This is a genomic window from Hyphomicrobiaceae bacterium (assembly GCA_041397645.1).
Taxonomy (GTDB): Bacteria; Pseudomonadota; Alphaproteobacteria; order Rhizobiales; family Hyphomicrobiaceae; genus Hyphomicrobium_B.
The window spans coordinates 2292836-2307018 of record JAWKWE010000004.1; the positions used below are offsets into that span (position 1 = coordinate 2292836).

Below are 14183 nucleotides of genomic sequence, written 5' to 3' on the forward strand. Positions count from 1 at the left end.
CGACGTGAGTGATAAGGAGTTGCTGAGCATGGTTCGCGGATCGCAAAGCCAATCTGCTGCTGCCCTGGCCCATCAGATGGACCACGACGACGTGCGCGATGCTTATCGCCGTTGGGCTCCGGTCTACGATTATACTTTCGGCAAAATCTCTACAGCTGGTCGTCGCCATGCGGTCGAGATGATCAATGCCTCGCACGGCAAAGTTTTGGAGGTCGGCGTTGGCACCGGCCTTTCGCTGCCCGAATACAAATCGCATCTTGAAATCACCGGCATCGACCTTGCGCCAGAGATGCTCCAGAAGGCTCGCGAGCGGGTAAAGTCTGAGCGGCTTACCAACATCGCCGGTCTGTACGAGATGGATGCCGGCAATCTGCAGTTCGCGGACAACTCGTTCGATACGGTTGTCGCGATGTATGTCATCACCGTCGTGCCCGAGCCGGAGAAGGTGATGAATGAACTGGCGCGCGTGTGCAAACCCGGCGGCCAGGTTCTTCTCGTCAATCATTTCAGCCAGGACGAAGGCGTTCGCGGCTGGGTTGAGCGCAGAATGGCCCCGTTCGCCGATCTCGTTGGCTGGCACTCCGTATTCGAGATGTCGCGCGTGATGGGCTGCCCCAACCTTAAGCTGACCGATCGCAGATCGCTGCGCCCCTGGGGCATTTTCACGATGATGCGCTTCCAGAAGGAACAGAATGCCGTCCATCATCCCCTCGCAGCGGAGTAAACCGCCGCGTTAAGTTTCAGGCGCCTAATCCTATTGGCAGGCCTGCTAGACTGTCGTCTTGACAGTCCGAGCCAGTCCTCCCTATAGACGGGCCTTCCGGCGCTCGCGAGCGTTCGGCGTGGCGGGATAGCTCAGGTGGTTAGAGCGAAGGTCTCATAATCCTTAGGTCGGCGGTTCAAGTCCGCCTCCCGCTACCAATCAATTTTTTCGATGCGCGCGGTTATCGGAATCCAATCGCTCGGTTCAGGCCGATCTCAGGCAGGATCCAGGCGCTCGATCGCATCGCCAAGACGCACAACGCCACTTTCAACGATGCGCGCAGTGATGCCACCGTGCCCCCGAACGGCATTATAGCCGCCTGCCCCCAGCGTTACCTCCATGCGGCCGCAAGGGGCACATTCACCCGTCGTCTCCAGAACGGCCGCGCCGACACGAAACCGCTGTCCCTTGAGCGCCTGTAGATTGATACCTTTGGTCATCAGGTTGCGGCGAAGATCGCGAGGGTCCACGAATTCCTTTCCGAGGAAAGCCGCGATAGCCGCCAGGCTTTCCATGGCAATCAACGTGACCTGACGTGCGCCATCGTTACTGGTCTTGTAGCGATCGCCGACAATGCCGGTTCGAGCGATTAGCTCTGCGATGTCGGGCGTGACCGGCGGAGCTCGGCGTTCGGGCCGCAGTCCGATCCAGACAAGCCTGCCTGGACGGATCGGGCCTGCAAGCAGCTTCTGCATCGGCGTGATGATCTTGTCTGGCACGACCGCGTCTCTCTATGACTATCCATGCTTTGCGCCTCGCGAGTGGCTACTGGATCGGATTTCAGCCCTCCGCTCCGCAGCACTTCTTGAATTTTTTTCCGCTGCCACAGGGGCAGGGATCGTTCCTGCCGACTTTAGGGGATGCGCGCCGCAACGTGTGCCCGGCGTGTGAATGCGCGTGACTATGCTCGTGACCATGATGGTGGTGGCCGTGATGATGCGCATGTCCCTCGCCGGCCGCATGTCGATGGCCTTCGCCCGCAATAAACCGCCAATGGCCTTGAGCATCACGGGCAAATTCCGAGACCTCGTGATGCTCCCAAAGCTGGCCGTCTTCCTCGTATGTCGCCAGAAATTCAACGGCGGCCAGTTTGTCGTCGGGCCCGCCCTTGGTCGTCTTGAGCACTTTGAGCCTTTTGAATTTGGCCCGTGCCGTCCAATCTTGGGCGGCCTTGACGTGTGCCTCCGCGCCCGACGATGGCGCAAACGTGCGGCCCAGATATTCAACGTTACCGAGTGCATAAGCACTGTACCGCGCGCGCATGAGAGCTTCGGCGGTGTTGGGCTGGGTTTCGCCCTTCATGAAGGGCTCGCAGCAAGTCTCAAAGGAACGGCCGGAGCCGCAGGGGCAGACAGTCACGGGAATTCCAACCTTTCAATCTCGTCCAAGCCAGCATTTGGATTATCGGACCTTGCATTTCAATTATATCAAAGCCGCTGGCGCGAGGTGAGGTTGACGAAACATACTGTCACACAGGCCCTTGGCGATGGCACTGGTTCAGGCTATCACAGCGCCAAGCGTGCCTAGCTCAACTGGATAGAGCATCGGAATTCGAGTCCGAGGGTTGGGGGTTCGAGTCCCTCGGCGCGCGCCAATGTCTCTTTAGTGGCGCCTTCCGACTCTCCTTGCGGAGAGCCGGCCGGAAGGCGCGAATAGGATCCTTAAAGGCGCCTTCCGACTCTCCTTGCGGAGAGCCGGCCGGAAGGCGCGAATAGGATCCTTAAAGGCGCCTTCCGACTCTCATTGCGGAGAGCCGGCAGGTAGGCGCGAATGGGATTACGCTGGCTTATGAGAAACTCACGCCCAGCGCCTTCGCCCAGGCAAGGCCCGGCACCGTTCCGTTGCGCGGCTTGTACTCAAGTCCGATGTAGCCGCCATATCCGCTCTTATCGATGACGTCGAACAGACGCTTGAAATCGAGTTCTCCTTTGTCCGGCTCGCCGCGATCGGGCGGAGACGCAATCTGCATATGCCGAATGAAGGCTTGCGCTTCGCGCAATCCGCCCTCGACATTCCCGTCCATGATCTGGCGGTGATAAAGATCGAACTGTAGGCCGGCATTCTTGCGTCCGACCGCCGACAGAATATCGAGTGCCTGTCCCGTGCGGTTCAAGAAATAGCCAGGCATGTCGCGCGTATTGATCGGCTCGATGATGAGCGTAAGACCGTCGGCCGCTACGCAATCTGCTCCGCGTTGAAGATTGGCAATAAAGGTTTCGCGACTTGCTCCCTGAGATTCCAATCCCGCCATAACGTGAATAAGTTTATTGCCGAGTGCGCGCGCGTAATCGGCCGCGCGAGCGATAGCTTGATCGTATTCGGCTTCCCGTCCTGGCACCGCCGCGATGCCGCGCTCACCCGCGTCCCAGTTTCCTTGCGCGGCGTTGAAGAGAACAAGGCTCATGCCTGCTTCGTCGAGCTTCTCACGCAATCTCGATGCTTCGAAATCATATGGGAACATGAACTCACATGCCCTGAAGCCTTGCGCAGCGGCTGCCGCGAACCGTTCGAGGAACGCGACCTCGTTGAAAAGAAAGCTCAGGTTCGCGGCAAATCTCGGCATCGTTTTGTCTTTCTTTTTGCGCCTTCCGACTCCCCCGCGGGGAGCCGGCCGGAAGGCGCGGGTAGGTTCGAAGTGCGCTTTTGCTGACTTCAATCGTGATCATGGCGCACACGGCGCAGCTTCTTGACACCTGAACGTTCTGTCTTCGCTTTCAGACGCCGTTCCTTTGAAGCGCGCGTCGGCTTGGTCTTGATCCGCGGCTTGGGCGCGACGAGCGAACTGGCAATCAATTCCGCAAGGCGCTTTCTGGCATCCGAGCGGTTCATGTCCTGGGTGCGGAAGCGATCAGCCTGAATAATCAGAATGCCCTCGTCGGTCAGCCGCCGACCGGCAAGCTTGACGAGACGCGATTTGGCGGCTGGCGGAATGGAATCGCTTGCAGCGAGATTGAAGCGAAGCTCCACCGCGCTCGAAACCTTATTTACGTTTTGCCCGCCAGGTCCGGAGGCGCGCACGAAACGCTCCTCAATGTCCTTTTCGTCGATGTCGAGCGTCTGATTGATGCGCATATCCGATGGCGTGAACGTTAGTGACCGCAGCCGGCATCAACCGAGACTGATCTCCTTGAAGAAGGTCAAACGGTTTGAGAACGGATCGGTCAGTGTCATTTCCTCCCCACCCCAGGGAGGGGTTTCGATGTTGGGGCGCAGATTGGGGTAAGGCTTGCTGCGTAATTCTGCAAGCAGCGCGTGAACATCGTCGGTCGGCACCCTCAGCTTGGCACCGGGCGATCCATCCCCATGGTGACCGGAAAGATGCAGCAGGCAATCTCCACGCGATATCTGCATGTAGGCCGGCATGTCGGGCTCGAAGCGATGCTCCCAATGCAGGGAGAAGCCGAGATAATCGAGGTAAAAGGCTCGAGCCGAATTTTCATCGAAAATCCGCAAGACAGGGATTGGAAACGAAATATGCATCGACAAAGCCCCGCTGAGACCCCCTGCTGCTCAAATCCGACGCAAGCGCAGATCCTTGGCAATCTCGCGCGCCGCGTTCATGCCTGGAACGCCGGTAACGCCACCGCCTGGATGCCCGCCCGAACCGCAGAGATATAAACCAGGAACCGGCATGCGGTAGTTTGCATGACCCAGCACCGGGCGGGCAGAAAATAGCTGCCCCAGCCCAAGCTGACCATGGAAGATGTCGCCGTCAATTAGTCCGAAGCGTTGTTCGAGGTCCAGCGGCGACAAAATCTGACGCCCAACGACCGCGGCCTTGAAGTTCGGCGCCTGCGCCGTAACCGTTTCGATGACCGTATCGGCGAACGCCTCTTTTTCGGATCCGCCTGCCCAGCTTCGCGGTGCGGGAAGGCGCGGAGCCACGTATTGCACGAACAGGCTTGCCACGTGTTTGCCTGGCGGCGCGAGGGTGTCGTCAAGCGTGGATGGGATCAGCATCTCTACGATCGGCGCGCGCGACGTGCCAAGCTGACGAGCGTCGATATAGGCTTGCTCCATGTAGGCCATGGTCGGCGCAAAAAGGATACCCGAAGCGTGGTGCGGCTGTGCCTGCTTTCCAGGCTTGCATATGAAGTCGGGCAATTCATCCAGCGCCACATTCATGCGAAAGACGCCCGAGCCGGTCGTCATGCCCGTGAAGGCCGCCAGCACTTCAGAGGCCACCGCACCGTTAGGCACAAAATCGCGAAACAGAAGTTTGGGTGGAATATTTGCCGCGACCGCGCGAGCGCGAATCTCTTCTCCTGACTTGAGAACGACGCCGCCCACGCGGCCACCGTCCATCAGCAGCGCGCCCACCGGCGCATCGGTTCGGATCTCGGCGCCCCGCGCACGTGCAGAGGCAGCCATAGCGGCCGAGATTGCCCCCATGCCGCCTATGGCATGGCCCCAAACACCCTTGTTGCCGTTCACTTCACCAAAGCAATGGTGCAGAAGCACATACGCGGTCCCCGGCGCCGAGGGCGGCAGATAGGCCCCTACAATGCCATCGAACGCGAAGGCCGCCTTGATGTGGTCATTCTCAAACCAGCGATCCAGGAAGGCTTCTACGCTTGACGTGAACAGATCAACGAGGAATCGCTGCTCATCGAGCGTCAGTTTCAAGATGCGCCGCCCAACGGTACCGCCTTTGATGAGTTCCAGAAGCCCTCCGCCTGCATTGGGCGGCGTTCGCGTTACGAGATCGCGCAACACATCTGCAGCGCGATCTAGCGCATCGTCATAGGCCGCATAGCGTTCCGCGTCTCTTGCGGAAAATTCCGCCATCGCCTTTTGGCGCAACGAACGTGAACCGTAGGCGAGATGCATCGAGCGGTGTGCGTCGATGGGCCAGAAGTTACCCGCCGGGCGCTCCACAATGCGCAGGCCATGGCGGTTCAAGTCGAGATCACGAACGACTTTGGGGTTGAGCAGACTAACCGTGTACGAAGCAACGGAGTTGCGATATCCGGGCGCAAACTCTTCCGTCGAAGCCGCGCCGCCGACGGCTGAATTCTTCTCGAGCAAAACGACCTTGCATCCCGCATCTGCGAGATACGCAGCGGCGGTTAGACCGTTATGACCGCCCCCAAGAATCGCTACATCATAGATCTCGCGCATGCATTCCTGCCAAAGAATCAATGTGCACACTTATACCCGCTCAAAACAAAAGCGAGACGTCAACACTGCTGCGGTGCAGCAAGAACGACGGTGGGTAAGGAACTATTTACTGATTGAAAGAAGCGCCAACTCACGGAACAATGGCCCTTAGTAATTTGTTGAGTTTCAACATTGCTTGATGCGTAGAATTGGCGAATCCCTGAGAATTTGAGCGCCCCACACACGCAGGGCTGTGGAGACAGGTTAATGACATCAGCGAGCCGGACAATTGCACAGACAGAGAGTCTTGCCCCGAAGGTGGCAGGGGTCGCCTTCGCCTCTCTGTTTACGGCTGTTTTCTGGGTCGCCATGATTTCGCTGACGGGAATGGCGTTTGGAATTTCTTTTGATCTTGAGTCTCTCGCGCTCGTTGGCTGCGCGATCGCGGCATTTCTATCCGGCGTATGTTCGCCGCTGATGTTGCGAGACACACTCGAAGACTACTGAGCCGAGCGGCTAGGGATGAACCGAAACGGTTTCTGATCCCACGTCTTCCTATTTGTTCAACAGATACTCGTACCGCTTGTCCGTGAGCGTCTTCAGAAACGCAACCAAGCCATCTATGCGCTTTGAGTCGAGCGCAGACCCAGTTTCAAGATCTTCTTTTGATAACGTATCGGGAACCTCCGCAGGACCCCATGGCTTTTGCGTCTCCGGATTGATCTGCTGGCGCGGGTTTTTCGAGTTGTACTTGTTATAGAACTTCACGACCGTCCGCAGATCCTTGAATACGCCGTTATGCATGTAGGGTCCGGTGACGGCAACGTTGCGCAACGAAGGCACCTTGAACAAGCCTGCGTTGGTCGGGTTAGCCGCGTTTGGATTTTGCTCCAACCCAGTATCGACATAGCCCGGCTTCGTGCCATTCAAAGCGCGCACCGCGACATTCACTGGCGTGCCTGTGTTTCGATATTGGTAGTTCGTGAACGTCTCACCTTCCGCGCCTCCAAACTCCTTGAGCTTGTGACACCGGCTGCAGTTGGTGAACTGAGTGGAGAAAAACAGGACACGGCCCAACTCCTCCTGATCCGTCAATTTCACCTCGCCCCGTAGATAGCGATCGTATTTGGAATCGAACGGCGAGAACATCGGCGTTCGTTCAAAAGCAGCGATAGCTTTGGCCATCGCCGTATAAGATTTGTCGTCGTCGCTCAAAGTATCCTTGCCAAACAACTCTCCGAACGCCGTCACGTAATTAGCGTTTTCCTTCAACCTCGCGACGACCATGCTCTTGTCCGGCATACCCATCTCGATCGGATTGAGCGGCGGCCCCATGGCTTGATCGCTGAGCGTGCGCGCGCGCCCATCCCAGAACAGGCCGCCGACGGGTTTGCCTTGCGCGTTGATATGGAAGTCGGGCGTCAGCATCGCGTAGGCTGCGCTCGGCGTATTGCGATCGCCGATCGAATGACCATCGTCGCCCATCGAAACGGAGCGCCCCGCCTCTCCCGACTCGCGCGGATCGGTGAAGGCAAGATCGGGAGAATGGCAGGTTGCGCAGGCCTGCGTACGGTTCTTCGACAGGTTGGAGTCGAAGAACAAAGCCTCCCCAAGCTTCTCGACGGTATCAAGCTTCGTCGGCGGTTCCTTGGAGAGCGCGAATTTGCCCGACCCAGCCATCATCCCAGCCGCGAGAACACACACAAAGACCACACTAGCGGAGACGACGGCTTGGCGCGTCGACGTGCGATACCACGTAGGGCCGCCGCTCTCGGATGGCTGCTGTGGCCTGCGCACTTCACGTGCGCTCAATCGTGAGTTCGTTTCCAAGGCTCGTGAACCTACGGCTCCAGGCACGGGACAAATGCGTGCGTCGCTGCATTATGACTTAATTGGTAGACAATCAAATGCAGTACCATGTCGCACTTCATTGACCCTAGTCAGTCTCCGTCCATGCTGTTGAACCCCAAGGTCAATCCAAGTTCTCCCGGCAGGACATCGATGACGTAATATTTGGCGTTGTTGATTGCCGCAATGATGGTCACGGCCCTGTTGGGATCTGGGGGCCCGGCAAGGGCGGCCGCGGCGTCAGCAAGTTTCTCATTCGCCGCTGCTGCCGCCTCCGGAGCAAATGGCTCGACCACCTTGAGCGCGGCGGCCAACGCTTCCAAGTTCAAAGCTATATCGCGTTCGCTCCGCTTGGAGCGCCAGCTCTCTGCACTTTTGGGATTTGGCACAACGCCCTTGCCGCCATAGATGGGCGGCATCTTACGGTCCTCGACCAGACGGATACCGGTGGCTATATCACCAAGGACGGCGGCAGCCGCTTCCTTGGCCTCGTCGGGCTTGGCGCTTGCCGACTTGATCTTTTCCAAGTCTCCTGTTTCGGGAGCGGTCCATTCCGCCAGCGCGTTCGTCGCAATGGTGCGGAGATTGCGCGCGATAGACGTACCCACAGCGCACTGCCGCGCGGTTAGCGTCGCCTTTTCATCCACCGAACCACGACCCCCGTACAGCAGTCGTTCCAACACAGGTAAGCCTTGAACCGCCACGCTGGCGCCAGCAATCTCCTCTGGCTTCAGTCCCTCCTCGCCCGAACCGCTCAGCAACGCGTTCAGTCCACGCGAAATGGCATTGCGCGGATCAGGCCAATAGAAAATACGCTCCTGCCGGCTTTGACGCGAAAGCGGACCTGACCTGAACATCTCCATTTGCGCCCAGGCATCGCTGGCTACGTCGAAGGCCTCGCGAAGCTTCCGTTGCGATTGGCACCCCTCTTCCCATACTTCCGCCTGCTTCACGAACGCGGCCTTGAGCCCAGACAGACGTGGGCCCGTCACTTTTTCTGCAAACACCGTAGGAAGCTTAGTGACATCATGCGCGTCATCGGCAGCGCAGATTTCAGCCGTTACCCCCAACGCAATCACAGCAAAGAGGCCGAACACAAACGCGGCGCGGACAGCCTGCTTCATCATTTCCTATTCACCCAAAAGATAGCGTTCGAGCGCGTGGCGTTGATCTGGCGACAAGCTCTCGTACCTTTCACGAGCGTCTTTGGCATCGCCGCCGTGCCATAGAACAGCTTCGTCGATATTGCGCGCCCTGCCGTCGTGCAGCAACGTGGCGCCAGCGCGCAAGCGTTCGCCAAGCCCCAAGAGCGGCGCTGTGCGCCATTCGCTGGGTCGCTGCCCGTTGGATTCCGCAAGGCCCGCCAGGCCGTCACCCAAATCGTGCAACCTGAGATCGGAAAAAAGCGATATTTCCCCCCCACCCTTTGCGGGCAAAGATGGCGCATGGCAGCTATCGCAGCCGATCTGCGACATGACTCCAGCGCCGGCCGAGCCATCCTTGATGGGAGGCGTATAGGCGGTATCGAGACCGCGCACATAGGCCGCGATCGCATCGACAATTTCCTTGGCGATCTCTACGCCCGATGCATCCGCGCCGTTGATCGCCTCACGGCACTTGGTTTGCTCGGGAGTGCAATCGCCACTGGGTTCGGGATATTGACGAGTCGAAAGGCCCAGATCGCGGCTGAAGGCGAGTGCTATAGCGCCTTCAAGATCTCCTTCGGTTGCCTTACGCCCAAATATCAAAATACGACCCTGCGCGTCGCGCAACAAACGTCCTTTCGAATTAGGTTGGGCATCTCGACCTAGCGCTTCGAGATCGACCTTGTCGATCCGGGCAGCAACCTTCAGGCTTGGTGCGAGAAGCAGCGTTTGGGACGTCTCCTTAGCGAGCGGCGTTTCAAGCCCGGCCAGAGCGGGTTTGGATTGACGAAGCTCGATATGACTACCATCGCGCAGAGCCAGAGACTCTACTCTCCAATCAAGGAGCGCCTCCGCCTCCGAGCCAAATCCCGGAATGGCGTGGGTTTGGATCTGCCGACCGTAGTGTGGATCGCCAGACCCGTCGGGTCTCGACAATCGCACGACGCTCCCCCGCGACAGCAGGCGTTTGTCAGGCATGATTTCGATGCGCCCGGCGGTTGCCGCTGAATGGCACTGGGCACAAGAGCGGGCGTTGAAAAGCGGTCCAAGGCCGTCGTTGGCCTTGGTGGAAGACGGAGCGGGCACCCATTGACGGTCAAACAACGCCTTGCCGACCGCACGGTCCAGGCCCTCGTCGGCCGGCGCTGCGGAGGGCACGAGCGCGACCAAGGCCGAAAAGAGAATGAGGAGACGCTTAAAATGCCGCCCGCACGTCGGGGCAGGCGCGATCCCGCCGTGTTGGATCATATTCACTTGCGTTCGCGGCACGTCTACTTGCGGCGGGCTGGACTGCAACATGCACCATTGGACCAAGATTTTATCGGGGCACCGAAAGCCGCTCAAACCCGCGACACCAGTCGCCGCAGCTATACGGCCGACCGAGGTCCAGGTCAAAATCCCACACGCCGCACGGGATCAAAGGCTGAAAATATTGGGCGAGGGAGGAGCGCGGACCAACGTGACGGGGGTCCCGTCCCGGGCCGCAATCCTGCGAACGGGGTTACGCGGCTTCAGCCCAAGAAGGCGTTGCAGGGTCGCTTTGAAGCTGTCCTCGGCTTGGGCAATAATGACGATTTCGTTGTAAGTCTCGTCACGCGACAATGCGCTTACCACGTCGCCAAAATCGCCCACACGCGAGCAGATCTCATAGCGAATGCCAGCGTCGTCGAGCCAGGGCCCTGCAGTATCGCAGATCTGGCGCACAAGATCACAGCCTGTTCCCGTCCGCGCGGGCTGCACGCCCGCAATCATGAAGAAGCCGCCCACACTGTTTCGCGCACGATCAATCAGGTAACGAGCTGCGGCGCCTGCCTGCTCTTCCCCTTCAACCGCAACGAGCACCTTGGACATGACTTCTTAACTCGGCTTCAATCCCGGTGGCGCTTTACGCCAGACCGGTGTTAGTGGCTGATCGTAACTGGCTCGTCCGCTGCGACTGCATGCGACACGGCTGGCGTAATGGTGCCCGCAGTGGAGGCTTTAACTAGAACTGCGCCCTGGGGTGCAGAAGCTGTTATCACCTTGGTTGGAGCCTGGGCGGTCTTTACGTCGACCTCCCAATTGGTCGGGAAAATGATGGCCGCCAGGAAAGCAAACACGTAGACGACCAGCATCTTATAAAAGAGCGTTGCGTGTTTCATGTCTCGCCCTCCTCAGGCGTCTTCTGAAGAAGGCTTGTTGGTTGCAAGAACGGCAGGATCCTGAGTGTCCGCCACGAGATCCATTTCGGGGGTGACAGCCGTGGGCGCATCGCGCTCCATCGGCTTAGCGACGCGCACTTGTACGAAACCACCGTAGGAATAGGCCGATGGCAGAACCACCTCGGCGTCTGCATCGGCGTCGAAGTTCTCTTTGATCATGAAGATCATCCCCTGTTCGTAAAATCCCCGGCCCCGCTGCTATGGTCGTGAAAATACATGGGAACGGCGCTCCTCGGCAATTCGAGCCCGCTACCTAGCTGCGGCCACCTAGGTAACAATACGTATTACGAGATATCCTCATCTCGCTCCCGGCGGTTTCGGTTCGGCGCGACGCTTGGTAAAGCTGCAAGGGGGCTTTGCAGCCAACACCGAGCAGCAAGCCGACAGCGGGTACGAAGGCAACCATTCTAAGCTCATGCGCGATAACGGAAATGGCACTCTGACAGCGGTTGAGCCGTTGAAGCGGCTTATGACGGCTGGCGCCGCGTACATCGCGGCCTATATTGCCTTGGACCTAATCAGCTACGTAAAGCCTTATGGCACGTTCGGCGTCACCCCCTGGAATCCGCAGATCGGGCTGACCCTCGCGCTGGCCTACTTCGGCGGAATTGTTGCAGCTCCCTTTTTTCTCATTGCGCAGCTCATAACCAACTACCTTCTGCGCGGGGGGCCTATGGGCTTTGGGCTGGAGCTTGCAACCTCGGTCGTGTCAGGCGGCGCCTTCTTCATCGCCGGCACGGCGCTGCGCCAAAAGGGGCTGATAGATCCTCGACTGCAATCGGTGCGCGACGTTCTTAATCTGCTGATGGCCATCATGGCGGCAGCGGCGGCGGCCGCCTTTCTGTTCACGATCATCATTGCGCTCGGCGGGGAATTGGGGCGGGGCGACTTCGGCCACGTTGCCTGGCGCCTTCTCATTGGCGATGTGATCGGCTGCCTCACGATCACACCTCTGATCTTGATATTTGCGTCCCTTCGTCCCTGGCCAACGCCGAGACTGGATGCAGCTTTCCAGATCGCCACCTTGATCGGCGCCCTGATCGTCGTGTTCGGATACCAGGAGGCAACTGCCTTCCAGCTTTTCTACCTACTATTCCTGCCGCTTCTGTGGATCGCGCTGAGCTATGGCACGGCGGGTGCGGCCATTGCGATTCTGATTATCCAGATCGGCTTGCTGATCGGCGCTGAATTTCGTTTCGGCACGGATCCTGGCCTTACCGTATTGCAGGTCTTGATGTTCGCCGTGGCTTTGACCGGCTTGCTGGTTGGCGCGATATTCATTGAACGTGAGAATGCTGCGACGCGCATTCGGGATCAGCAGAGCGCGCTAGACCGCGCCATGCGCACGCGTGCGGCAGGCGAAGTCGCAGCGGGCATCACGCATGAAATCAATCAACCTCTGACGGCATTGCGCACCTATGCCACGGTTGCTCGCTCTGCACTTCAAAACAACAATATGGAGTTGGCACTCGACAGCCTTGCGAAGGTCAATGCGCAAAGCGACCGCGTGGCAAACGTACTCAAGAGCATCCGAGATCTTCTTCATCAGGGCACCATTGACATTGCGCCCGTCAACATCGACGATCTGTTGCGTGATTTTGCCGAGTTGATGGCTTCTGATCTTGCATCACGCGGCATAACGTTGCGTATAACAGTACCAGCGGGCTTCCCCCTCGTGCGGATTGATGGTGTGCAGATCACTCAGGCTCTGCATAATCTCGTCAATAACGCTGCGGATGCCATGGCAGGCATCGGTCAGCACGGCGCAATCGGCATCGTCGTGAGTTGGGTAGCTTCGAAAACCCGGCCGGAATTTGCTATTTCGGTCACTGACGAAGGGCCGGGATTTCCACCTGGCGTCAATACTGAACGTCCCGTACCGTTCGTCACGACCAAGTCGGAGGGTACGGGGATTGGATTGAGTATTGCGCGCACGGTCGCGGAAGCGCACGGGGGACGCTTGACGATTGCGTCGGCGGCGACGGGGGCTTGCGTCAGAATTATTCTCCCTTTCAAGGAGGCAGGACATGAAGAAACGCATTTCGGTAGTTGATGACGATCCTGCCGTCATCGATTCGATACGGCTGCTGCTCCAATCTCAAGGCTTTGAAACGGATTGTCATGCGGATGCCGCATCGCTTCTGGATTCTCAGACCGACACGGACTGCATCCTTTCGGACGTGCGTATGCCGGGCATGAATGGTGTCGACCTGATGCGCGAGTTGCAAACGCGCAAGGATGCGCGTCCCATCATTTTGTTGACTGGACACGGCGACATTGAGATGGCGGTCAACGCCATAAAGGGTGGCGCCTTCGACTTCATCGAAAAGCCGTTCGATCCCTCACGCTTGATCGCCGCCATTGGCAATGCCATCAACAAGGCGGTCGAGAACAAGGTCATCCAGGAAGAGACAGCGCTGTGGAAAGAGCGCTATGACTCGCTGACCGATCGTCAACGCGAAACCATGGCACTTCTCGTTCAGGGATTTGCGAACAAGGAAATCGCGACGCGGCTCGGCATTAGCCCGCGAACCGTGGAAATCCATCGCACGTGGGTCATGAACAAGATGGCTGCGCGCACGCTAGCTGAACTTGTGCGTATGGGAATTTCTCTCGACGTCGTCTGATCATCCTCATGCCCAGAAGGGCTGCGAACATGGCCGTCCCTAAGACGCCGCTCTTGGCTGTTGATTGCGTCGTGCGCGATGCGCATGGCCGTATCCTTCTCATAACGCGCGCCAAACCTCCGTATCGCGGACAGTTCGCGCTGCCCGGAGGCTTCGTCAACCGAGAAGAAAGTGTCGAGGATGCTTGCCGACGCGAAGTGCTGGAGGAGACCGGCCTTCAGCTGAAACGCATTCGGCTAGTAGGCGTCTATTCCCAGCCCGGGCGCGATCCTCGGGGGCCAACTTGCTCGGTTGCATACTTCGCTTCAGTTCGCTCAGGCCGCGTCAAAGGCGGCGACGATGCGCGCGAGGCCGCCTGGGTCGCCAATTGGAGGGAGGTAGATCTTGCCTTCGATCACCACAAGATCATCACCGATGCGCTCCGACTCGCGCGCAACGGTTGACCTGGAGGCGCGGAGCATCAGTCGCCGTAATTTTTGACAAACAACCAAGCGCTGAC

17 protein-coding genes and 2 tRNA genes are annotated in these 14183 nt (G+C 58.6%); 7 read left to right on the forward strand and 12 right to left on the reverse strand.

Features of this window, described 5'->3' with window-relative positions:
- The first annotated feature begins 4 nt into the window (after nt 1–4).
- Together R3D51_10745 and R3D51_10750 are read left to right on the forward strand one after the other, a co-directional pair.
- Nucleotides 5–724 (forward strand): methyltransferase domain-containing protein, encoded by a 720-nt coding sequence (locus R3D51_10745; GenBank protein MEZ5899958.1) that lies wholly within the window; start codon nt 5–7, stop codon nt 722–724.
- A 120-nt stretch (nt 725–844) separates the two neighbouring features.
- Nucleotides 845–921, forward strand: a tRNA-Met gene (locus tag R3D51_10750).
- 57 nt (nt 922–978) lie between these two features.
- On the opposite strand, the gene R3D51_10755 is transcribed toward R3D51_10750, so the two are convergent.
- Complete coding sequence (locus tag R3D51_10755) at nt 979–1482, reverse strand: MOSC domain-containing protein (protein ID MEZ5899959.1); 504 nt, start codon at nt 1480–1482, stop codon at nt 979–981.
- Between the two features lie 61 nt (nt 1483–1543).
- The gene (locus tag R3D51_10760; GenBank protein ID MEZ5899960.1) at nt 1544–2065 is read right to left on the reverse strand and encodes a YchJ family metal-binding protein; all 522 of its coding nucleotides are present in this window, start codon (nt 2063–2065) and stop codon (nt 1544–1546) included.
- Between the two features lie 215 nt (nt 2066–2280).
- On the opposite strand from R3D51_10760, the gene R3D51_10765 reads away from it, so the two are divergent.
- Nucleotides 2281–2357: transfer RNA gene (locus tag R3D51_10765), tRNA-Arg, on the forward strand.
- Nucleotides 2358–2549: 192 nt separating this feature from the next.
- On the opposite strand, the gene R3D51_10770 is transcribed toward R3D51_10765, so the two are convergent.
- The 4 genes from R3D51_10770 to R3D51_10785 all read right to left on the reverse strand — a co-directional run bounded on the left by R3D51_10770 (nt 2550) and on the right by R3D51_10785 (nt 5884).
- Nucleotides 2550–3326, reverse strand: a complete 777-nt coding sequence (locus tag R3D51_10770; GenBank protein ID MEZ5899961.1) for a TIM barrel protein — start codon at nt 3324–3326, stop codon at nt 2550–2552.
- Between the two features lie 89 nt (nt 3327–3415).
- On the reverse strand, nt 3416–3835 hold the full coding sequence (gene arfB, locus R3D51_10775; GenBank protein MEZ5899962.1) for an alternative ribosome rescue aminoacyl-tRNA hydrolase ArfB: 420 nt from the start codon (nt 3833–3835) through the stop codon (nt 3416–3418).
- A 36-nt stretch (nt 3836–3871) separates the two neighbouring features.
- Complete coding sequence (locus R3D51_10780) at nt 3872–4243, reverse strand: glyoxalase superfamily protein (GenBank protein MEZ5899963.1); 372 nt, start codon at nt 4241–4243, stop codon at nt 3872–3874.
- Between the two features lie 30 nt (nt 4244–4273).
- On the reverse strand, nt 4274–5884 hold the full coding sequence (locus tag R3D51_10785; protein MEZ5899964.1) for an NAD(P)/FAD-dependent oxidoreductase: 1611 nt from the start codon (nt 5882–5884) through the stop codon (nt 4274–4276).
- A gap of 246 nt (nt 5885–6130) precedes the next feature.
- On the opposite strand from R3D51_10785, the gene R3D51_10790 reads away from it, so the two are divergent.
- Nucleotides 6131–6370, forward strand: coding sequence for a hypothetical protein (locus R3D51_10790; protein MEZ5899965.1), 240 nt, complete (start codon nt 6131–6133; stop codon nt 6368–6370).
- 48 nt (nt 6371–6418) lie between these two features.
- On the opposite strand, the gene R3D51_10795 is transcribed toward R3D51_10790, so the two are convergent.
- The 6 genes from R3D51_10795 to R3D51_10820 all read right to left on the reverse strand — a co-directional run bounded on the left by R3D51_10795 (nt 6419) and on the right by R3D51_10820 (nt 11216).
- Nucleotides 6419–7546, reverse strand: coding sequence for a cytochrome c peroxidase (locus R3D51_10795; protein ID MEZ5899966.1), 1128 nt, complete (start codon nt 7544–7546; stop codon nt 6419–6421).
- 257 nt (nt 7547–7803) lie between these two features.
- Nucleotides 7804–8838: an imelysin family protein gene (locus R3D51_10800; protein ID MEZ5899967.1), complete on the reverse strand. Its 1035-nt coding sequence runs from the start codon at nt 8836–8838 to the stop codon at nt 7804–7806.
- A gap of 3 nt (nt 8839–8841) precedes the next feature.
- On the reverse strand, nt 8842–10104 hold the full coding sequence (locus R3D51_10805; GenBank protein MEZ5899968.1) for a di-heme oxidoredictase family protein: 1263 nt from the start codon (nt 10102–10104) through the stop codon (nt 8842–8844).
- Between the two features lie 168 nt (nt 10105–10272).
- Complete coding sequence (locus R3D51_10810; protein ID MEZ5899969.1) at nt 10273–10707, reverse strand: universal stress protein; 435 nt, start codon at nt 10705–10707, stop codon at nt 10273–10275.
- A gap of 50 nt (nt 10708–10757) precedes the next feature.
- The gene (locus R3D51_10815; GenBank protein ID MEZ5899970.1) at nt 10758–10997 is read right to left on the reverse strand and encodes a hypothetical protein; all 240 of its coding nucleotides are present in this window, start codon (nt 10995–10997) and stop codon (nt 10758–10760) included.
- Nucleotides 10998–11009: 12 nt separating this feature from the next.
- Nucleotides 11010–11216: a hypothetical protein gene (locus R3D51_10820; protein ID MEZ5899971.1), complete on the reverse strand. Its 207-nt coding sequence runs from the start codon at nt 11214–11216 to the stop codon at nt 11010–11012.
- A 175-nt stretch (nt 11217–11391) separates the two neighbouring features.
- Between R3D51_10820 and R3D51_10825 the strand changes: the two genes are divergently transcribed.
- The 3 genes from R3D51_10825 to R3D51_10835 are packed head-to-tail and all read left to right on the forward strand — an operon-like array spanning nt 11392 to nt 14127.
- Nucleotides 11392–13110 (forward strand): ATP-binding protein, encoded by a 1719-nt coding sequence (locus R3D51_10825; protein ID MEZ5899972.1) that lies wholly within the window; start codon nt 11392–11394, stop codon nt 13108–13110.
- A complete protein-coding gene (locus tag R3D51_10830; GenBank protein MEZ5899973.1) occupies nt 13085–13684 on the forward strand; it encodes a response regulator in 600 nt (199 codons plus the stop codon). Before R3D51_10825 ends, R3D51_10830 begins: the two co-directional genes overlap by 26 nt.
- A gap of 29 nt (nt 13685–13713) precedes the next feature.
- Entirely contained in the window at nt 13714–14127 is a 414-nt protein-coding gene (locus R3D51_10835) for an NUDIX hydrolase (protein MEZ5899974.1), read from the forward strand.
- Nucleotides 14128–14183 lie beyond the last annotated feature (56 nt).